This window comes from Mesorhizobium sp. B2-8-1, from assembly GCF_006440955.1.
Classification (GTDB): Bacteria; Pseudomonadota; Alphaproteobacteria; order Rhizobiales; family Rhizobiaceae; genus Mesorhizobium.
On record NZ_VFTX01000001.1, the window covers coordinates 101,348 to 122,215 of the forward strand.

The following is a 20,868-nucleotide window of genomic DNA, read 5'->3' on the forward strand; positions in this document are numbered from 1 at the left end:
TGTGAAAATGGGCGCGGCACGGCGTTTAGGCCTTTGCATGGGGCGGCTGCCGCCCGGCCCGAACAATGCGATCACGGACGTGCCGGGTGTCCTGGTCGGCCATAAGACGATCATCGCCGACGGACTTGCGACAGGCGTCACCGCCGTCTTGCCCCATGGCGGCGACCTGTTCAGATCCAAGGTCAGGGCGGCGGTCGATATCATCAACGGTTTCGGCAAGTCCGTCGGGCTCATGCAATTGTCCGAACTGTGCACGATCGAAACGCCGATCCTTCTGACCAACACGTTCTCGGTCGCACCATGTGCGGAGGCGCTGATCAAGCGTGCCATTGCCGCCAACCCGGAGATCGGGCGCAAGACCAGCACGGTCAATCCCGTCGTTTGCGAATGCAACGACGGCGGCATCAATGATATTCAGGCAATGGCGGTCACCCGGCATGACGCCGAAGCGGCGCTGGATGCCGCGAGCGCCGGTCCGGTCGAACAGGGCAGCATCGGCGCCGGCACCGGAATGACGTCGTTTGGCTTCAAGGCGGGTATCGGCAGCGCGTCCAGGTCTGTCGAGATCGGGTCTCGCGCCTTCACGCTTGGCGCTCTGGTGTTGTCCAATTTCGGCAGGGCAGGGGATCTTGTCCTCCCGGATGGCCGCAGAGCCGATCCCAAAGGGCTCGGCGAGCCTGAAAGCGGGTCGATCATCATCATTCTCGGCACGGATATTCCTCTTGACGACCGGCAATTGAACCGTGCCGCCAGCCGGGCCGGCGCCGGCATTGCCCGCCTCGGTTCGTATTGGGGACACGGCAGTGGCGATATCGCCATCGCCTTCACGACCGCCGATCCTCTGCCGCACGTCTCGCCTTCACCGTTCATTTCGATTTCGCGTGTCGATGACAGATACATCGACCTCGTTTTCGAAGCGGTTGTGGAAACCACGGTCGAGGCCGTTCTGAACGCCCTGTGCGCCGCGCAAGGCGTGGTTGGACGAAATAGACGCAGGATTCCGGCGTTGACCGACTGGCTGAAGGAGCCCCTTTGAGCATGAAGATTTTCATTTCGGCCGATATCGAAGGCACCGCGGGCATTCAATCCTGGGACGAGGCGGAAAGAACGCATGCCGACCACAGGGAATTCCGCGAACTGATGACCGGGGAGGTCCTGGCCGCCTGCGAAGGAGCGCGAGCCGCTGGCGCCACCGAAATCATGATCAAGGATGCGCATGACAGCGGGCGCAACCTTATTCTCGAACGCATGCCGCCTTTCGCGCGCATCGTGAGGGGCTGGTCGGGACATCCGGACGCAATGATGTTCGGGATCGATGAAAGCTTCGATGCCGCGCTCTATACCGGCTACCATTCCAAGGCCGGCGTCGAGGACAACCCGCTTGCACACACATCGACATTGCGAATATCGCGGCTGATCCTGAATGGCGAAACAGCGTCCGAATTCACATTGAATGCGTTGTGCGCCGCGCGCTATGGCGTGCGCTCGGTATTTCTTTCCGGCGACGAAGGCATTTGCGCGGACGCCAGAGCCCTCGTCCCGGGGATAGCCACTGTCGAAACCCTCAAAGGCATCGGCGCGGCCACCATCTCCCTGGCGCCTGCGGCGGCGCGCGGCGCAATATGCGAGGGCGTTGAAAGGGCGTTGCGCGACAGGGCGCGGCAAGCTTTGCCGTCAATGCCGGAAAGGGTCGAGATCATCATCGAATTCAGCAATCCCGTCGATGCCTATCGCGCTTCCTGGTATCCCGGAGTGCGCCGGCACGGGCCACGTGCCGTCGCCTTTGCATCGAACGACTATTTCGAGGTGCTGCGCGCCTTCCGCTTCATGAAGAGCTGAAGATCGCTGTGCCTGCGGCTGGTGCGGCGGGCTTCGACGTTTGCGCCAGCGCCTTGGATGATTGCCAAAGAGCCTCTACCATGGTGCTTCGCGTCTTCTCCGAGCTGCGATACAATCGTATCTCGAGATCGAGCGTCCATGTGCTGTCATTCGAACAGATGACAAGGGCTCCATTGGAGATGTCGTTCTCGACGAGGCTTTCTGGCAGCCAGCAGATGCCCGCGCCGGTCAGCGCAAGTTCCTTGAGTCCGGCGCTTATTGTGCTTTCATGCACTGTCTGACGCCGGAACGGCGAGTGCTTCGAGAACAGTTTTCCGAGGGCGACACCAAAGAAAGAGCTGTAACCATAGCCCAGATAGGGCAAAGCTCGCTTTGCCGTTTCCGGACTGTCCAGAATGCCCGCCGCGGGCACGGTCGACTTGTCGAAGCGCAGTTCCGGCGCCGCGACCGGGATGAGCCGATCCGATCCGATAGCCAGATGAGAAAACTTGTCGCGATCCAGGTGAAACGGCACTTCACGGTGCGCATAGGTCAGGAAGAAGTCGGTTTCGCCATCGGTCAGTGCAGCCAGGTTCGCCTCGATGCCACCCCTGTCAGCCATGAAGGATGTGCCGAAGGTGCGAGTGTTCCGCTGTACCTCCCGCAGCCAAACCGGAAAGAACGTGATGGTCAATGTGTGAAGGGCCGCAAAGCGTACAAGCCCCTGTTCCGCAGGCGGGCGCAGAGACTCGCGCACCGAATAGAACATCCTGATGGCGTCTTGCGCCATCGGAAGAAAATTGCGTCCGGCCGATGTCAGTTCGGCCGGCATGGTGGCACGACTGATGAGCGGTGCTCCGAGCCACGTCTCAAGCTGCTTGATGCGCCGACTGAAGGCCGACTGGGTGACATTGCGGATTTCGGCTGCCCGCGAAAAGCTCGAGGTTTCTGCAAGCGTCACGAAATCTTCGAGCCATTTGATTTCCACGCGGCCTCTCCTCCACTGCGTTCGAGCATTGATCCAGCCGCAATGGGAGCATATTTCATTATAATTGCAATGTTATGCAAATTTTGCATGCTTGATTGCGAAAACCGAATTGGCCTTGTGATCGCCGACGCCCCAACGTCTGCAAAACGAAAAAGCTGGCAACTGGAGCCGGTGGCAGGGGAACGTGACGTCGAGCGCGGGAGAAGAATCTGACCGCACACGAAACGGAATGCCACTCAAAGTCAAATCTATGTCGGCGACGTCCGTGAACGCCGGGGGAGAAGAAAAGGCGGCATGAATTCGCAGAACCAAGCCGATCTCGTTTTGCATGGCGGCAAGATTTGGACCGGTTACGGAAATCCGATCGCGGAGGCGATTGCGGTCTTGGGCAACCAGGTCGTGGCCAGTGGCTCCAACGCCGATATCAAGCCCCTGATCGGAAAGGGCACGAGGGTCGTGGATCTGGCCGGGCGCTTCGCAATGCCCGGTCTGAACGATGCGCACCTGCATCTGATCTCGACGGGGCTCCTGCGTGGCAAGGTCGATGCGACGCCGGATGCCGCGCCGACCCGCGACGCGCTGATGGCTGCGCTGCGGGCACGGGCCGCCGAAACGCCCAAAGGCGCATGGGTGACCGCGCGCGGTTTTGACCAGACCCGCTATCCCGACGCACTGATGCCCACCGTGAAGGAGCTGGACGCCGCCCTACCCGATCATCCCGTTTCGGTCACGCGCGCCTGCGGCCATGTCACTGTCGTGAATTCGCTGGCGCTGGCGCTGGCGGGAATCGATGTCGACACGCCAGATCCGGATGGTGGCCTCATCGGGCGCGAGGCCGGGCAACTGACCGGAATGCTGGCTGAGAACGCCCAGACCCTCGTCTACGACGTCCAGCCGACACCCTCTTTCGCCGAGATACTCGATGCTATCGAAGCGGGGGGCCGTGACCTTCTGCGGTTCGGCATAACGTCCTGCATGGACGCGGCCACTGGCCAGATCGACGGTATGACCGAGATCGAGGCTTATCATGAGGCCGAGCGCAGCGGCCGGCTCCCGGTACGGGTCTGGGCAACACTTCTGGGCGACCCCGGTTCGTCCATCGTCGAGCCTTGCCATGCCGCGGGTCTCGTTACCGGGGTCGGCAGCGACATGTTCCGCATAGGCGGCGTAAAGATATTCACGGACGGCTCGGCCGGCGGACGCACGGCCTGGATGCGCCAGCCATATATTGACCAGCCTGACAATTTCGGTGTCCGGATGCTGCCAGACGCTCAATTGTTCGAACTGGTCGACCGCTACACCGCAATGGGCTACACCATGGTCTGCCATGGCATTGGCGATGCCGCCATCGACCAGCTCGTGCGCGCTTATGAACGTGTGCGCGCCGCCAGGCCGGATCACAAGCACCGGCACCGGATCGAGCATTGCGGCTATGCCGATGATGCCATCAATCAGCGGATGTTGAAGGCAGGCATCCTGCCTGCGCCGCAGCAGGCCTTCATCTATGATTTCGGCGACGCCTACGTCTCTGTTCTCGGGCCGGAGCGCGGGTTGCGCTCCTATCCGATCGGAACCTGGGATCGCCTCGGCATGAAGCCGTCCACCGGCAGCGACTCGCCGGTCTGTTCGCCCAATCCCTTCCCGGACCTCTACGCCATGCTGACGCGCAAGACGCACAAGGGCACGGTAATGGACGCTTCCGAAAAACTGACGTCCGAACAGGCGTTGCGCGCCTATACCGAACACGGTGCCTACTCCCAGGGCGCGGAAATGGTGAAGGGCCGGTTGGAGCCTGGAATGCTCGCGGACATCGCCGTGTTCTCCAACGACCTCCTGACGGCCACACCGGAGACAATCCTGCGTGAAACGCGCTGTGAGATGACAATTCTGGATGGGCGCATCGTCTATGAAGGAAGTTGAGGCGGGATGCCGGTTGGGCCCGTCTCTGACAGGAAATCAACAACGAACCACAGGGAGGAATTGAGGGATGTTGAACAGACTTGGCTTGATCGCGGCGCTTGCGCTTGGAACGGCGACCGCCGCGCTGGCGCAGGACGCCACACCGAAGGATGGGGGGAAATTGGTGTTCACCGCGCCCTATGGCAACTCCATCACATCGCTGGACATCACGGCGACACCGCATACGCAAGACGAGATCGTGGCCAAAGCGATCAACCGCTCCCTCTACAAATGGAACCCGGAAAGCGGCAAGCCTGAGCTCGACCTCGCCGAAACGGTAGAGAAGTCGGCGGATGGCAAGACCTATACCTACAAGCTCCGGGAAGCGACCTTTCACAATGGCGACAAGCTCGACGCCGATGACGTGATCTGGTCCTACAACCGTCTTGCCGATCCCAAGAAGGCCCTGCCGGGCGCCGAGCAGATGTTGCAGATCGCCGGCGTCGCCGAATTTCAGGCAGGCAAGGCCGATCATATTTCCGGGTTGAAGAAGATCGACGACAGGACCATCGAAATCACCTTCATCAACCTGGCCGATCCGGGCTGGAACCTGATGTCCAACTATGCGCCGATCTACTCCAAGGACTATCCGGAGGATCAGCTGGCCTCCAAGCCGAACGGCCTTGGCCCGTTCAAGCTCGCCAATTACGTTGCGGGCTCGAAGGTCGAACTGGAGAAGTTCGACGGCTATTATGAGAAGGGCAAGCCGCATCTCGACAAGCTCGACATCATGCTGATGGGCGAAGCTTCGGCTCGCGACGTCGCCTTCCGCAACGCGGAGATCGATACCAACGTTCTCGGCCCTGTGCAGTATGAGGCCTACAGCCAGGATCCGGCGCTGAAGGATCACATCCTTGAGGTGGCCGAAGTCTACACCCGCAATATCGGCTTCAATCCGAAGGTCGAGGCATTCAAGGACAAGCGCGTCCGGCAGGCGATCAATTATGCGATCAACAAGGACCTGATTGTCGAGAAGCTCTTGAAGAACAAGGCTTATCCCGCGGTCTCCTGGCTGCCGATTTCATCGCCGGCCTTCGACAAGGACGCCAAGCCCTATGCCTATGATCCGGAAAAGGCCAAGGAACTGCTGAAGGAGGCAGGGTTCGAGACCGGTCTGAAGTTCTCGGTCACCGCGACCTCGAACGAAAGCTGGGGCCTGCCGATCGTCGAGGCGATCATCCCGATGCTGGCCAAGGTGGGCGTCACCGTGACGACCGACCCGGTGGAAAGCTCGGTCCTGTCCGACAAGATCCTGTCCGACAATTTTGATGCCTTTATCTGGTCGAACTCGTCGGGCCCGGATCCACTGAAATATCTGAACTGCTTCTATTCGAAGACATCGCAAACCGCCTGCAACTACGTCAAGTTCAACAATGCCGACTTCGACAAGCTGATCGAGCAGGCAGGCAACGAAACCGATCCGGCCAAACAGAACGATCTTCTGAGGCAAGCCAACAACCTGCTGCAGGACGAGGCTCCGGTCTGGTTCTTCAATTACAACAAGGCCGTCATGGCCTACCAGCCATGGGTCCACGGGCTGAAGCCGAACGGCGCGGAACTGGCTATCCAGGATTACGAGGACATCTGGATCGACGACAGCGCACCCGCATCACGCAAGTAGCGCGATGGCATGGCTGGCGGGCGGGACCGGTTTGTACGGCCCCGCCCACCGCATGGCGCCCACTCCTCGCCCGCCGCATGGCGCCCAGTTGTTGAAAGGCAGGATTCGCGGATGTCGCGCTTCATCTTTCGTCGCACGCTGCAGATGATCCCGACCCTGCTGGCGGTCGTGCTGATCATTTTCGTGATGTTCAGCGTCGTCCCCGGCAGCTTCATATCGAGCCTGATGTCGGAGGGGCGCAACGCCACGAATGCCGATGTGATGGCGCATCTGAACGAGCAGTTCGGGCTGGACAAGCCTCTGCCGGTCCGCCTGTGGGACTATCTGTGGGGGCTGGCGCATTTCGACCTTGGAATTTCCTACCGCACCCGCGAACCGGTGTGGAACGTGATCGAGCCGCGGCTCTGGCCTTCGATCAAACTGGCGCTGGCGGCGATGGGCTTTGCCGCGGCAGTCGGTATTCCTCTGGGATTTCTGGCCGCGCTGAAGCCCGGCAGCGTGTTGGACACCGGCACGATGATGCTGGCGGTTTCCGGCCTGTCGGTTCCCGAATTCTGGCTAGGTTTGCTGCTAATGTACGTCTTTGCGCTGCAGCTCGGTCTGCTGCCGAGCTTCGGCTACCAGCCCGGCGGCATCCGCTACATCATATTGCCTGCCATCGCGCTCGGCGTATCGCCGATGGCGCTCTTGGCGCGAACCACCCGCGCTGGCGTTCTGGACGTGATGAACGCGGATTTCGTGCGAACGGCGCGAGCCAAAGGGTTGACCGAACCGCGTCTGGTGCGCAGTCACGTCACCCGCAACGTGCTGGTGTTGATCTTGACCACGCTTGGCCTTCAGATCGGTTCGCTCATGGGGCAGGCGATCGTGATCGAGAAACTGTTTTCCTGGCCAGGGATCGGGTCGCTTCTGGTCGACAGCGTGTCGGCACGCGACATTCCCGTGGTTCAGGGTACGGTCATCGTGATCGTGTTGTGGTTCCTTGTCATCAACATGCTGGTCGATATCGCCTATGCCATGATCGACCCGCGCATCAAGGTGGCCTGATCCATGCGGTTGCGTTTCAATTTCGCCCTTGGCCTGGCGCTGGCGTTGCTCGTGGTCGCCGCAGCCGTCAGCGCCGGCTGGATTGCCCCGTACAACCCGATATTCGACGCCGACCTGATGAATTCTGAAATGCCGCCGAGCTGGGACCATCTTTTGGGCACGGACGGGCAGGGTCGCGACGTCTTTTCCCGTATCCTCTACGGCGCCAGGGTGTCGCTGACCGTCGGCCTCGTTTCGCAGTTGATCAACTCGTGCATCGGTATGGCGCTTGGGGTTTCGGCCGGTTATTTCGGAGGCTGGTGGGACGACCTGGTGAACGGGCTGACCAACGTCATGCTGGCGATCCCATCCCTGGTCTTCGCGCTCGCCATCATGGCGGTGTTGGGACCCGGCTTGCCAAGTCTCCTGATCGCATTGGGCCTGACCAACTGGTCCTGGACCTGCCGCATCGCCCGCAGCTCCACCTTGTCGCTCAAGAATCAGGGCTTCGTGCAGGCCGCCAGGGCGGCCGGCTTCAGCGACGCCAACATCATGCGCACGCAGATACTGCCGAATATCGTCGGTCCGGTGCTGGTCATCGCGACACTTGGCATCGGCGGCGCGGTTCTGGCGGAAGCTGCACTGTCTTTCCTCGGCGTCGGCATCCGGCCACCGCAGCCGAGCTGGGGGAACATGCTGACCGACGCGCGCGAACTGATCCGCACCGCCCCCTGGGCCTCGCTGTTCCCCGGCCTCGCAATCTTCGCCACGGTCCTTGGCTTCAATCTGCTCGGTGACGGGCTGCGCGACATGCTGGATCCGCATATGAGGATAAGGCAGGCATGAGCGGCATTCTTCCCGACCCTGTTCTGTCCATCCGCGACTTGCGCATCGGCGTCGGCAAGCGGAACGAAATCCTTCACGGCGTGTCTTTCGATATCCTGCCTGGGGAAACTTACGGACTTGTCGGCGAATCCGGTTCGGGCAAAAGCATCACCGGCCTTTCGGTGATGGGGTTGCTTAAACGCCCGCTGGAGGTGACCGGCGGCTCGATCTTCTTCCGGAGCCAGGACGTGTTGAAGCTTGGCAGCCGCGCCAGGCGCCGTCTGCGCGGCGACCGTATGGCGATGGTGTTTCAAGAGCCCATGACGGCGCTCAATCCGCTGATGGCGATTGGCCGTCAGATCGCGGAAATGTTCGTCGTTCACAGGGGCTTCGGGTGGTCGGATGCGCGCAGGAAAGCCGTCGAGGCACTGGAAAGTGTTCGTGTGCCGGCGCCCGAGGAACGCGCCCTGTCCTACCCCCATCAACTGTCGGGAGGGATGCGCCAGCGCGTCATGGTCGCCATTGCACTGGCCTGCCGTCCCGACCTGCTGATTGCGGACGAGCCGACCACCGCACTTGATGTGACGGTCCAGGCAGGCGTCCTGGAATTGCTTGCCGAGCTTTGCACGGCTGAAGGAACGGCCGTGCTGCTGGTCAGTCACGATTTGGGCGTGATCGCCAATATGTGCCGGCGCGTCGGGGTCATGGACCGGGGGCGGCTCGTCGAGGAGCAGGACACCAAGGCTCTGTTCGAAAATCCGCTGCATCCCTATACCCGAGGCCTGCTCGCGGCACGCCCTCGCCTGGGGTCGCGAACGCTGGTTGGACGCGCCCGCCTGACCGAACTGGACCAGGTCGTGGGCAGCGAGGAGCGTGGACGCGACGCACCGACGCTGACCACGCCGCGCGGCCTTGGTCTGGAGGCGACCGCATGAACCAGCCTCTTCTGGAAATCCGCGACCTCAACGTCCATTTCCCGCTGCCGCGTCGCTCGCTGTTGGGGCCAAAGCGGACGCTTCGTGCCGTTCAGGGCGTGAATCTGACCCTGAACGACGGAGAGTGCCTGTCCATCGTCGGTGAATCCGGCTGCGGAAAATCCACCACCGCGCTGACCGTGATGGGCCTGCAGGAGCCGACTTCGGGAAAGATACTGTTCCAGGGCAAGCCGTTGGCAGGCCCTGGCGCTCCCGCCCGCAAGGAGCGCGCGCGCATCGCTCAGATGGTGTTTCAGGACCCGTATGCGTCGCTGAATCCGCGCCAGACCATCGGTCGCATGCTGTCCTCGCAGCTTTCCCTGCATGGAATCGCCAGGGGAAGCGAGGCCAGCCACCGCGTCGCCGAGATGCTGACCCGCGTCGGCCTGACGCCCGATCACGCTGACCGTTATCCGCATGAATTCTCCGGCGGGCAGCGCCAGCGGATCGGCATCGCGCGGGCGTTGATGCTCGATCCGAAGATCCTGGTGCTGGACGAGCCGGTGTCGGCGTTGGACGTGTCCATCCAGGCGCAGATCATCAACCTGCTGATGGACCTGCAGGAAACGCTGGGCTTGAGCTACATCATGATCTCCCATGATCTGAGCGTGGTCGAGCATGTCAGCGACCGGGTTGCCGTGATGTATTTCGGCCGCGTGGTGGAAGAGGGTGACTGGCATTCGATTTTCAGCCGCCCGACGCATCCCTACACGCGTCGCCTGATCGGTTCGGTTCCCGATCCCGACGCGATCCTGACCGGGGCACGCGCCTTGCCGGATGCTGCCTTCGTCCCAGACGCCGCCCGCTTTTCGCCCGACATTTCGCGCCGTCCGGACCCCGACGAAGAACCCGAGTCAAGCGAGCTTGTCGAGATCGGCCGCGGTCATCGCGTGCGTCTCGCGCAATAGGAATTGCCCATGACCTTCAATGTCCTTACCTGCGAATTCATGCACGAGAGCAATACGTTCTCGCGCTTCCGTACCGACTTGCCGCAGTTTCAGGTGGACACGCTTCTCCTTGGCGACGACGCGATCCGCGCCCGGCGCAACGCCAATACCGAACTTGCCGGATTCATGGATGTGGCGGAACCGGCGGGCTGGAACGTGATCCACGCGATTTCGGCACATGCCGTGCCCGGGGGGCGGGTGACGAAAGCTGCCTATGACCACATCGCCGGTATTATCCTGGAGGCAGCGCGTTCGAACAAGAGCCGCCTCGACGGAGTGCTGCTTGGACTTCATGGCTCGATGGTGCCTGAGTTTTGCCCGGACGGGGAAGGGTATCTGCTAGGCCTTCTGCGGGCCGAACTTGGAGCGGACATTCCTATCGCGGTAACGCTCGATCTTCATGCGATGGTGTCGGAAGACATGGTCCGGGACGCGCAGATCCTTGTCTCCTACAAGACCTATCCGCATGTGGACATGCGCGAAATCGGCGCGCATGCCGCCCGTATCCTGGATCGCGCAATGAAAGGTGAAATCGCGCCCCGGACCGTCAGGGCGCATGTGCCGATGCTGGACGAAGCGAATTCCGGCCGCACCGACATTCCCGAGACGCTGGCCCTTTATGACCGCGCCCGCGAGGCCGAGGCCGAGGGCTTGCTCGCGGTTTCCGTCAATGCAGCCTTCACGGGCGCCGACGTGTCCTGCGTCGGTCCCACCGTGCTCGCAACCTATGACAGCCGTGATCCCGGCGCCAAGCCAGCCGCCATGCGTGTGACAGAGGAAATTGCGGACAAGATCTGGCAGGGCCGTACCAGGAAGCGCAATGTTTTCATCGAGGTCGACGAGGCTGCTGCCGAGGCGCATGCCTGGCGCGGCGACAAGCCACTTGTCATCGCCGATTACGCCGACAATCCCGGCGCCGGTTCCTACGGCGACTCGACCGCGCTGTTGAAGGGCCTGCTTGATGCGGGAGTAAAGGGTGCGGTACTCGCGCCGATGATCGATCCTCAAGCGGCAAATGAATTGCACCGTCACCGGCAAGGCGAGACTGTGACGGTGACGATTGGCGGCAGGGGCGACCCCAATTTCGGCGGTGGCCCGCTAACAGTGACGGGTGTGCTGACCAGGCTTTCGGAGGGCAGCTATGTCGGTGACGGACCGATTCAAGGCGGGCTCACCCATAATTTCGGACCCACCGCCGTAATCGATGTCGACGGGATCGAAGTCCTGGTCGTTTCAGAAGCGCAGCAGATGGTCGACCTTCAGCAATTGCGCGCTTTCGGGATAGAACCGACGGCTCGCCGCGTGTTGGTCCTGAAATCGATGCAGCATTTCCGGGCGGCATTCGAGCCGATATCGGGCAAGGTCATCGTCTGCGATGCGGGCGCGCTGGCAACGCCGCGGGCAGAACGGCGTCCCTATATCCACGCGCCGCGCCCGCTCTGGCCGCTCGACAAGGATTTCGAGCGCTTCGTTCGTCCCTTGGTCGACACATTCTAAATTACCAAAGCGGGCCAGTGCAGACGGCCCCTTCCTGGATGCGAATGCTGACAGCGAGCGCACTCTTCGCAGGCCCTGCGTGGCGACGGCGGTGCGACCGATCATCGACCGTCAAGTCACAGACATCGCCGATACGCTTCAGCTCATCTATTCGCTCCGGCCTGCGGGCCTGCCCGGGCCGTTCTTCGAGGCTCGGAAAACGGCGGCGTCCGCGCTGCATCGTGACGCGCGCCGTCCCGGTGCCAGAAGTCGAGAACGGCTGCGGTGATAGCCTCTGGCGCGTCCTCCTGAACAAGATGCTTCGCATCCGGTACGACAATGAATGGAGCGTTTGGGATGCGCCGTGCGAGTTCCTCACCATCTTTCAGCGGGATGAATTCATCCTCGGCGCCCCAAAGAATGGTCACGGGGCAGCGGATTTCGCCGTAACGATCCTCGATCTCCTCGCTGTATTTGTCGTCCATCTGCGCCACCTGGCGCCAGAACGCCTTCTTGCCCTCCTCGGTAAGCCAGGGCTGGAGATAAAGCCGCATCTCTTCTTCGCGCAATCCGTGCTTCACAGCGGCACCGATATACGCGCGCAGGACGGCTTCATGGATATAAGCCGGTAGACCGGCAAAAACGTCTTGGTGCGTCTTGGCCGCCTGCACCAGCGCGGATCCCTGCGGGCTGATTGCGACAGGATCGATCAGCATGAGGCTGCTGTAATCGATGCCGTCCATGAGATGGGCGCGCAGCGCGGCAGACCCGCCAAAGTCATGCGCGACGACGTCCGGGCGCTCTATACCCCAGTGCTTTACCAGCGCCGCGAAAAGTCCATTCTGAAGACCGTGCAGAACGTCGGCGTCCGGCTTGTCGGACTGCCCGAAACCCAGCAAATCATAATAGAAAACCCGACGGTGCCGCGCGAGCCACGGTGCAATTCGCCGCCACACCAGCGAGGAAAATGGCGAGCCGTGCAGGAGGATCGCAGCCTGTCCCTCGCCGAGCGTGCCCCAGGCGATCGCATGACCGCGGTAGATGAAGCGTTCAGGCAGAGTCCAGTTCGCAGTCATCTCGTCCTCCGTATCCAGAGACTTGTCGAGGAATCCGACAGGAAGCGGGTCGGACCGAAACTCTCAGCCAGGGTGCGATGGTGCGAATTCCGGCCCTGGACAATCTCTCGGCGACAGAAACCCAGGTGGTAGCGTCGTCAGGCCAGCCGTGCAGCAGCAAAGCCGCTGTGTCATGCTTCGCGCCTTCCTCCAGAAAGGCGATGTCGAGCATTTGTGGCCGCGGTTGACGGCATGATGAAGCACGCGTGGGTCTGCATCCCTGCCCAACGAGGACGGCGCGATCGGGTTCCTTGGCATGCGACCATCAGGCCGCTCTTGTCGACCTCCGTCCGAGGCAGCCCGTTCACGGAAAGCCTTCCCCTATCCGAGCCGGACTTGCTTCATGATCCTGTTCCTCAGATGACCCCGCCATTCGCTCGGACGATCTGGCCGTTGATCCAGCCGCTGTCCGGTCCGACCAGCAGGGAGACGACGCGCGCGATGTCGTCGACCTCGCCCAGACGGCCGAGCGGGTTCATCTGTTTGATACGATCGAGCGTCGCCTGATCCTTGCCTTCGAGAAAAAGCTCGGTGGCCACCGGCCCCGGCGCAACCGCGTTGACCGTGATGGCGCGGGATCCCAACTCCTTCGCCAGAATGTGGGTGAGCGCTTCGACCGCGGCCTTGGTGGCCGCATAAACGCCATAGGTCGGCTGGTAGAGTCCGACGACGCTGGTCGAGAAGTTCACGATGCGGCCGCCGTCGCGCAGGCGCCTCGCCGCCTCGCGAAGGCCGTTGAACGTGCCCTTGAGATTGATCGCGATGGTCTGATCGAAAGTCGCATCATCAAATTGAGCGACCGGCGCGAGCTTCATGATGCCGGCATTGTTCACCAGCACGTCGACGCCGCCATGGGCCGCTTCGGCGGAATCGAACATCCGTCTCACAGCTTGGGGGTCGCTGACATCGGCCTGGAAGGAGGTGGCCCGACCGCCGGCCTTTTCGATCTCGTCCACCAGCTTGGCGGCCGCTTTGGTGCTACCTGCATAGTTGATGACGACCGTGAGGCCGTCGCTCGCCAGCCGGCGGGCGATGGCCGCTCCAATGCCACGAGACGCTCCCGTGACGATCGCAACTTTGTTCGTTGAGGTGGTCATTGTCGTTGTTCCTTTGCCGTGTTGTTGCCGACATCAATCCTTCGCTCGATATTCCTGCGGGATCACGAAGACCTCGTCGGCGCGGGCGTAACCGCCGTCCTTGACCTCCTCGATCAGGACCATGGTATGCGGCCGAGCGGCCTCGGAGAAATATTCCACGAGCATCGCGGTGGCCCGATGGACGATCTCTTCTTTCTGGGCCCGGTTCAGCGCCGCCTCGGGGACCTTGAAATTGACGAAAGGCATGATCTTCACTCCTGTCGATCTGAGGACTTGAATGGTGTGAAGGTAGCCGTTTTTAAAACTAGCACTAGAAAGCCGATTTCAACATCACCATTTCAAAAACCATAACAATCGACTACGAGATGGTCATGGATCGTATCGACGTCATGCGGCTCTTCGTCAGGATCGTCGAGCGTGGGAGCTTTGCCCAGGCCTCGCGGGACCTGCAGGTTCCGCGGCCCACCGCCACCCATGCGATCCAGCGCCTGGAAGCGGATCTCGGCGTTCGGCTCCTCGAACGGACAACTCGAAATGTGAGGCCGACGCTCGATGGCGCACTCTACCATGAACGCTGCATCCGGCTCCTTGCGGACCTGGATGAGGTGGAGAGCGTCTTCAGGAATGCCGAACCCAAGGGTCCGCTTCGTTTGGATATGCAGGGGACCATCGCGCGGTTTTTCGTCATGCCTGTCTTGCCCGAGTTCATCATGCGCTATCCCGGCATCTCGCTCAGCCTCAGCGAAGGCGACCGGATGGTCGACCTCATCACTGAAGGCGTCGATTGCGTCGTGCGAGCCGGCGAACTGTCCGACTCGTCTCTGATCGGTCGCCGCATAACCGCATTCGAGCAACTCACCCTGGCGAACCCAGCCTATCTTGAACGTCACGGCGTCCCTTCAACACCGGATGATCTCGGCGGCCATCGCATGGTTGCCTATACCGCCTCCGCGACAGGGCAGCCGTACCCGCTGGAATTCTATAAGGACGGCGCGGCAAGGGAGGTTCCACTGCCCTACGATATCGTCGTCCGGGGCGCCGAAATCTACACGGCCTCCGGCGTCGCCGGGCTCGGGTTGATACAGGTCCCGCGCTATCGCGTAGAGCATCAGATCGCCACCGGGCAATTGGTTCCGATACTGGAAGCCTTCCCACCACCGCCGATACCCGTATCCGTGCTCTATCCCCAGAGCCGCCATCTGTCTTCGCGGATCAGGGTGTTCATTGATTGGCTGGCGGAGGTTTTTCGGGCCCCTCGCGGCGTTGCCGGGAGTTCCTCTCAGAAGGGCTCGGTCGAGATATCAAGCTGAGGCAGTTCATCGTTGCACGGAAAGGCGGAACAGGTACGCCACGCTTCGGCACACCGTCTCATGGCCTGCCCCTCGACACGAATATGAGATGCTTCTGGTGCATTCTCAGGCGAAGGCGTCTGGCGAGCAGAAGCGCCAGACCAAGCGCAAATACGATGCCGCCCGCCACCAGCGCCTGGGCCGCCAGAACCAGCACCGTCTGCTCTGTCGTCGAGCCTGCCCGCATCTGGCGCACATCGGCTGCCGTGACGCTGACTTGCGGGTTTCCGAAGCGCGCTGTCACATAGTTTGCAAGGGCCGCCACCTGGCCGTCGTCCAGCCAGCCGTCAAAGGCCGCCATCGATTTGCGGCCCGCGACGCCGCCTGCCTTGACGCCTTCAAGGATGGTCATGACGACATTCTCAGGCGAGGTTACGCCGAGAGTGCTGTTGTTGGTCAGTGATGGATAGGTGCCATCCGCCGATCCGCCTCCATTCAGGCCATGACATCCCGAGCAGAGCGACCGGTAGAGATCGTCGCCCACCGCGACCCCGCTGCCCTCCACGCTGGTCTTCGTCCCGGCATCGCGGGCGGCTGCGGGCGGATTGGTCCACGCGAAGCGCGGCCGCTTCTCGTCTCCCGATTGGGCGGGCACGGTCCTGAGATAGGCGACGATGGCATGAATGTCGTCGTCCGAAAGATATTGCAGACTGTTCATGACCGTTTCCGCCATCGGACCGCCCGCATATGCCTTTCCAGGCATGGCGCCGGTCTTGAGAAACCGAAACAGCTCCTCATCGCTCCAGCCGCCTATGCCCGCGATCTTGTCGCCGCTGATGTTGAACGCCTGCCAGATACCGGCGCTGCCGCCGGCAAGCTTGCGATCTTCATCCATGCCGAACGTCGTATTCCTTGGAGTGTGGCAGGCGCCGCAGTGGCCAAGCACCTCCACCAGGTAGGCGCCCCTGTTCCATGCGCCGGTTCGGCTTGGATTTGGTCCGAAGCCGCCGGCGTGGAGGTTGGCAAGTTTCCACAACCAGAGCGTCCAGCGCTGGTTAAATGGAAAGGGCAGTATGTTTGGCGGCGGCGGCTGAGAAATCGGCGCGGTCGTGAGCAGGTAGGCTCGGATCGCGAGCACATCCTCGCGGTTCATCCCGACGAAGCTGTCATATGGCATGGCGGGATAGAGATCGGCCCCGTCGCGTCTGACGCCTTTCTGCACGGCTCGCACGAATTCGTCGGCGGAATAGCGCCCGATGCCTGTGTCGGGGTCCGGTGTGATGTTGGTGGAATAGACATCGCCGAACGGCGTCGGCACCCGATAGCCTCCGGCGAAAGGCCGGCTCGGATTGGACGTGTGGCAGCCGACGCAATCGGCGGCTCGGGCAAGATATTCGCCTTTCTGGATCTCGTTCGCCCGCAGCGGCGTGCCAGGCGCCAGCGACGCCATGACGGCCGCGATTCGTAGGAGAACGGCGAGGAACGGAACGCTTGCAGCAGGCCAACGCAAACGCTGCCCATGGCGGATGACCGCTCGTCGGCTCCGCTGCACAGTCACAGTTCGCATCCGCTGAAGATCAATCCGGCCGCCATTTGCGCCAGCATGACGAGCGTGAACAGGGCCCCGATGCCTACCGAAGTCCTGGCCAGAAACGCGCGCGTGCGCGCCTTCAGGGGCGGGCTCGTGCCGTGCCCTGGATCATGAACGGCGCGCCGTGACGACAGGACGCCCAGCGCCGCGACGGCGGCGCCTGTCAGCGAGAACAGAACAGTGGGCCGAAACCCGGCGTCGCATTGCCAATATGCGATTGAATAGTCGAGCTGCAGCGATATCGCCCACGCCGTTGGTCCGGTGGCCATGCCTGCCCAGGAAACGCCCGTGCGGATCGCCTGCATGTTACATCCTCGGAACCCAGTAGATTACGAGATAGAGCACGACCCATGAGACGACCACGAAGTCCCAGTAGAAGGCATTGTCCGACACGTCGCTGAAGTGGCGTCCGGTGTTGCCTTTCTTGGTGAACATGAGAACGGCGAGCACGATCGTGTCCCCGACATCGGTGAGGAGGTGTGTCGTGTGCAGGCCGAGCAGGAACCAGACGATCGACCCGTAGGCGTTCTGGTCCCAGGAGATCCGGAGCGCGGGAAATTCCCAGATGCGCACGATCAGGGGAAGAATTCCGGCGATCGACATGACGACGATGCCGATGCGCACCTTCACAAGGTCCTGCCGCCGCGCCCAAAGATCGATCAGACGGTTGGGGACGGCGCTGGCAAGCAGAATGATCAATATTGCCGTGCCCGGCAGGAGATCGGGTGCCGGCGCTCCGATCGGCCAATGCCGCGCCTGCACAGCCAGGTAGAAATAGGTACCGATCGCCAGGGCAAAACCGGTTGCTTCAAGGGCGATAAAGGCCACCGTTCCCCACCAGATCGGGCTTGCCGATCCAAAATCATAGGTGGGCAGGTGGCTGACGTCGACGGTTGGCCGGTGTCTCATTCTTCGTCCTCCGGCTCGCCTTTCGGCCAGAACCAGCAGATAAAGCCGATCGAGACCGGTATCGCGCCCCAGACCACCGCCCATGGCGTGTATATCGAGCCCAGAAACGCGCCACCCACGGCGATGGCCGAGAGCAGCGGCCAGATCGAATTGTCGGCCGATGGCACGCGCAGTTGCGGCACCGCATCGGCGACCGAGCCGGCAAGCACTTCGCGCGCGTCGACGCGCAGGCCCTCGACCACAGGGAGTATGTCTGCTTCGGCCCAGAGCGGCTCGCTGTGGGTCACCACTGGCAGGCGCGAAAAATCGTAGGAAGCCGGCGGTGACGTCGTTGCCCATTCCAATGTGCTCGCCCCCCACGGATTGTCGCCCGCGATGCGGCCGTTGCGAAGGCTGAGCAGCATGTTCAGGACGAGAAGCGCGAAGCCGGCGAACACCACCAGCGACGAGATGCTGATGAAGAGGTTCGTGCCGCCCCAGCCGCTCGCCGGCGGATAGGTGTAGACGCGCCGCGGCATGCCTTGCAAGCCAAGGATGTGCATCGGGAAGAAGGTGAGATTGAAGCCAATGAAGACAAGCCAGAAATTCCAGCAGCCGAGCCTTTCGGACAGCATGCGGCCAGTGATCTTGGGAAACCAGTAGTAGACGGCGCCGAGCAGGGGGAAGACGGCGCCGCCGACCAGCACATAGTGGAAATGCGCGACGACGAAATAGGTGTCGTGCACCTGCAGGTCGAGCGGCACCGAGGCGACCATGACCCCGGTCAGCCCGCCAATCACGAAGGTGAAAATGAAGCCGAGCACGAAAAGCAGCGGCGTGGCAAAAATCGGCCGGCCGCCCCAGATCGTCGCAATCCAGCAGAAGATCTGGATGCCGCTCGGAATGGCGATCATCATCGAGGAGGCGGTGAAGAAGCTTTCGCCGAGCTGCGGCAGGCCCGTGGCGAACATATGGTGCACCCACAGGCCGAAGGAAAGAAAGCCGATCGCGATCAGCGACAGCACGATCCCGAGATAGCCGAAGACCGGACGGCGCACGAAGCTCGGCAGGATAGCCGAGACGAAGCCGGTCGCGGGAATGAAGATGATATAGACCTCCGGGTGGCCGAAGAACCAGAACAGGTGCTGCCAGAGCAGTGCGTCGCCCCCCGCCGCCGGGTCGAAGAACCTGGTGCCGACCAGCCGGTCGAGGATCAGCATGGTGCTCGACACCATCACCGCGGGCATGGCGAACAATATGATGAAAGCCATGACGAGGACTGACCAGACATAGAGCGGGATGCGATCGAGCGACATGCCAGGGGCGCGCTGCTTGAACACAGTCGCGATGATCTCGACGGCGACCGCGAGTGCGGACACTTCGGTGTAGGTCACCATCTGCGCCCAGAAATCGGGGCGCTTGCCGATCCCATATTCAGGTCCGGCGAGCGGCACGTAGGAAAACCAGCCGGCATCCGCGCCGGTGTCGAAAGCGAAGGCGATCCAGATCATCAACCCACCGGAGAGATAGACCCAGTAGCTGAAGGCGTTGAGCCGCGGGAAGGCGACGTTTCGGCTGCCGATCATCAGCGGCACCAGGTAGATGGCGAACGCTTCCATGACCGGTACGGCGAACAGGAACATCATCGTCGTGCCATGCATGGTGAAGAGCTGGTTGTAGAGATCGGGGCCGATATGGCGTGCCTCCGGCGTGGCAAGCTGGAACCGCATGGCAAGTGCCGACAGGCCTGCAAGGGCGAGGAACAGGAAGGCCGTCACCATATAGCGCCGGGCGATCAGCTTGTGGTCGACCGTGACCAGCCAACCATAGAGGCCGTTCGGCGTCCGCCAGGCATGCGCCAGATAGTCGTGCAGTCTTGCCTCGTCGAGCCCGGTGTCGCGGATGCCTTTCAGGGCCGCTTCCTGTTTTCGCCTAGCCGTCTTCCCGGCAACGCCACTCATTCAAGACTTCCAAGATAGGCGACGACCGCACGAAGATCGTCGGCGCTGAGAGCAATGCGCGGCATCTTCGCGCCGGGTTTTGTGGATTGCGGATCGGCGATCCACGCGGCGAGCGCGCCGGGTGTCATGGCCAGCGTGTCGGCGGCCAATGCACGCCGGTTTGCGAGATGGGTAAGGTCGGGCCCGACCGCTCCCTTGGCCGGCGTCCCCCTTATCGTGTGGCAGAGCGCGCAACCGGTGGAAAGAAAAGCCCGCTGGCCGCGGCGTTCCTCCTCGCTGGCAGGAGCGATGGCGGCGGCGTCTTGTCTGGACCGCCATGCCTCGAACGCTTCGCGGCTTTCCGCGATGACGGTGACGGCCATGTGAGCATGCTGGTAGCCGCAGAACTCGGCGCACTGGCCGCGATAGACACCAGGCCTGTCGGCAATGAGGGTGATCTCGCTCGGCCGGCCCGGAATGAGGTCCCTTTTACCGGCGAGACTTGGCACCCAGAAGCTGTGAATGACATCGGTCGAATCGAGTTCCACCTTTACCCGTTCGCCGACGGGAAGATGGATCTCGTTCGCCGTGACAATCATGCGCGACCGATCATCGTTGTGATAGCGTATTTCCCACCACCATTGATGCCCTGTGATGCGGATGGTGAGCGCCTCCTTTCCGCCCAGCGAGGCAATGGATTTGCCGGCGAAGAAGCTCGTTATCGTCAGCGCGGCGAGAACCAGCACGGTCGCCGCGACGGCGCTTCCGACCGCGCGGCTATACCTGTGCTCCTGATGGCTGTCGATGACCAGCGGCGGGGGTCCTGCTTGTGCCCGGCGCTGATGGAAGAGCGCCATTGCCAGGGCCAGCATGACGAGCAGCCAGGTGATGGTCGCCACCGCGCCAAAAGACCAGATGAGATCGAGAATCGCACGGGCATTCGCACCATGTGCGTGGAGTGCGGATTGCCAGCCGCTGCACCCGCTCAGGACCGGTGCCGAGACCACTGTAGACGCGAGGCCGAGCCATTTCAGGACGCCTGGAAGACGGCTGCCGGACGTGCTTCGAGCTGGACGTGCAAAGGCGGACGCAATGGGCCATTGCCGCCGTTGCCGCAGGCGGATGGACGGGCCCGTGCATCTTGCCATGTGAAATCCCCATGGATGCCAAGGCGATAACGCGAATCGCTGTAAAAGGATGCTTGGCAACGATGGCCGGCTTTTCTCCGCCATGCGATTGGCGCCGGGCCGATGCTTGCGCGCCGGGAGCGCAACCAAATGGCGGATATGTCCGTTTCTCCAGGCAAAGGCGCGG

At 62.1% G+C, this 20,868-nt stretch carries 20 protein-coding genes; 10 read left to right on the plus strand and 10 right to left on the minus strand.

The genetic code is table 11. The annotated features are described in order from the left end of the window. The first annotated feature begins 7 nt into the window (after positions 1–7). Positions 8–1,036, plus strand: coding sequence for a P1 family peptidase (locus FJ428_RS00525; protein ID WP_140515179.1), 1,029 nt, complete (start codon positions 8–10; stop codon positions 1,034–1,036). A gap of 2 nt (positions 1,037–1,038) precedes the next feature. Further along, the gene (locus tag FJ428_RS00530; RefSeq protein WP_140525154.1) at positions 1,039–1,839 is read left to right on the plus strand and encodes a M55 family metallopeptidase; all 801 of its coding nucleotides are present in this window, start codon (positions 1,039–1,041) and stop codon (positions 1,837–1,839) included. Here the strand turns inward: FJ428_RS00530 and FJ428_RS00535 are convergent. Beyond that, positions 1,826–2,806, minus strand: coding sequence for a LysR family transcriptional regulator (locus tag FJ428_RS00535; protein ID WP_140878739.1), 981 nt, complete (start codon positions 2,804–2,806; stop codon positions 1,826–1,828). The genes FJ428_RS00530 and FJ428_RS00535 overlap by 14 nt on opposite strands. A gap of 72 nt (positions 2,807–2,878) precedes the next feature. After that, the gene (locus FJ428_RS30535; RefSeq protein WP_224519091.1) at positions 2,879–3,316 is read right to left on the minus strand and encodes a hypothetical protein; all 438 of its coding nucleotides are present in this window, start codon (positions 3,314–3,316) and stop codon (positions 2,879–2,881) included. Between FJ428_RS30535 and FJ428_RS00540 the strand changes: the two genes are divergently transcribed. The 7 genes from FJ428_RS00540 to FJ428_RS00570 all read left to right on the plus strand — a co-directional run bounded on the left by FJ428_RS00540 (position 3,287) and on the right by FJ428_RS00570 (position 11,655). Next, entirely contained in the window at positions 3,287–4,726 is a 1,440-nt protein-coding gene (locus tag FJ428_RS00540) for an amidohydrolase (RefSeq protein ID WP_246672820.1), read from the plus strand. The two genes, FJ428_RS30535 and FJ428_RS00540, sit on opposite strands and share 30 nt — an antisense overlap. Positions 4,727–4,793: 67 nt before the next feature. Next, on the plus strand, positions 4,794–6,386 hold the full coding sequence (locus tag FJ428_RS00545) for an ABC transporter substrate-binding protein (protein ID WP_140515182.1): 1,593 nt from the start codon (positions 4,794–4,796) through the stop codon (positions 6,384–6,386). Between the two features lie 111 nt (positions 6,387–6,497). Next, on the plus strand, positions 6,498–7,433 hold the full coding sequence (locus FJ428_RS00550) for an ABC transporter permease (protein WP_140729442.1): 936 nt from the start codon (positions 6,498–6,500) through the stop codon (positions 7,431–7,433). Between the two features lie 3 nt (positions 7,434–7,436). After that, positions 7,437–8,258 carry an ABC transporter permease gene (locus FJ428_RS00555; protein WP_140497347.1) on the plus strand — a complete coding sequence of 274 codons (822 nt, stop codon included), beginning with the start codon at positions 7,437–7,439 and terminating at the stop codon, positions 8,256–8,258. Beyond that, positions 8,255–9,172, plus strand: coding sequence for an ABC transporter ATP-binding protein (locus tag FJ428_RS00560; RefSeq protein WP_140497349.1), 918 nt, complete (start codon positions 8,255–8,257; stop codon positions 9,170–9,172). The genes FJ428_RS00555 and FJ428_RS00560 overlap by 4 nt, the downstream gene beginning before the upstream one ends. Further along, positions 9,169–10,119 carry an ATP-binding cassette domain-containing protein gene (locus FJ428_RS00565; protein WP_140729443.1) on the plus strand — a complete coding sequence of 317 codons (951 nt, stop codon included), beginning with the start codon at positions 9,169–9,171 and terminating at the stop codon, positions 10,117–10,119. The genes FJ428_RS00560 and FJ428_RS00565 overlap by 4 nt, the downstream gene beginning before the upstream one ends. Before the next feature lie 9 nt (positions 10,120–10,128). After that, entirely contained in the window at positions 10,129–11,655 is a 1,527-nt protein-coding gene (locus FJ428_RS00570; protein ID WP_140878740.1) for a M81 family metallopeptidase, read from the plus strand. A 143-nt stretch (positions 11,656–11,798) separates the two neighbouring features. Here the strand turns inward: FJ428_RS00570 and FJ428_RS00575 are convergent, their stop codons facing one another. The 3 genes from FJ428_RS00575 to FJ428_RS00585 form a co-directional block, all read right to left on the minus strand. Further along, on the minus strand, positions 11,799–12,710 hold the full coding sequence (locus FJ428_RS00575; protein ID WP_140878741.1) for an alpha/beta hydrolase: 912 nt from the start codon (positions 12,708–12,710) through the stop codon (positions 11,799–11,801). Positions 12,711–13,105: 395 nt separating this feature from the next. Continuing rightward, complete coding sequence (locus tag FJ428_RS00580) at positions 13,106–13,846, minus strand: SDR family oxidoreductase (RefSeq protein WP_140525147.1); 741 nt, start codon at positions 13,844–13,846, stop codon at positions 13,106–13,108. Positions 13,847–13,879: 33 nt separating this feature from the next. Further along, the gene (locus FJ428_RS00585) at positions 13,880–14,092 is read right to left on the minus strand and encodes a 4-oxalocrotonate tautomerase family protein (RefSeq protein WP_140497359.1); all 213 of its coding nucleotides are present in this window, start codon (positions 14,090–14,092) and stop codon (positions 13,880–13,882) included. Between the two features lie 125 nt (positions 14,093–14,217). Between FJ428_RS00585 and FJ428_RS00590 the strand changes: the two genes are divergently transcribed. Beyond that, entirely contained in the window at positions 14,218–15,156 is a 939-nt protein-coding gene (locus FJ428_RS00590) for a LysR family transcriptional regulator (protein ID WP_140878742.1), read from the plus strand. Between the two features lie 58 nt (positions 15,157–15,214). On the opposite strand, the gene FJ428_RS00595 is transcribed toward FJ428_RS00590, so the two are convergent. From FJ428_RS00595 to coxB, 5 genes are all read right to left on the minus strand, one after another. Beyond that, entirely contained in the window at positions 15,215–16,585 is a 1,371-nt protein-coding gene (locus FJ428_RS00595) for a cytochrome c (RefSeq protein WP_140878743.1), read from the minus strand. 104 nt (positions 16,586–16,689) lie between these two features. After that, entirely contained in the window at positions 16,690–17,031 is a 342-nt protein-coding gene (locus FJ428_RS00600) for a hypothetical protein (RefSeq protein WP_140878744.1), read from the minus strand. Position 17,032: 1 nt separating this feature from the next. Next, complete coding sequence (locus FJ428_RS00605) at positions 17,033–17,635, minus strand: cytochrome c oxidase subunit 3 (protein ID WP_140878745.1); 603 nt, start codon at positions 17,633–17,635, stop codon at positions 17,033–17,035. Further along, positions 17,632–19,575 carry a cytochrome c oxidase subunit I gene (gene ctaD / locus FJ428_RS00610; RefSeq protein WP_140878746.1) on the minus strand — a complete coding sequence of 648 codons (1,944 nt, stop codon included), beginning with the start codon at positions 19,573–19,575 and terminating at the stop codon, positions 17,632–17,634. The genes FJ428_RS00605 and ctaD overlap by 4 nt, the downstream gene beginning before the upstream one ends. After that, complete coding sequence (gene coxB, locus FJ428_RS00615; RefSeq protein ID WP_224519077.1) at positions 19,572–20,786, minus strand: cytochrome c oxidase subunit II; 1,215 nt, start codon at positions 20,784–20,786, stop codon at positions 19,572–19,574. The genes ctaD and coxB overlap by 4 nt, the downstream gene beginning before the upstream one ends. Positions 20,787–20,868: the final 82 nt, after the last annotated feature.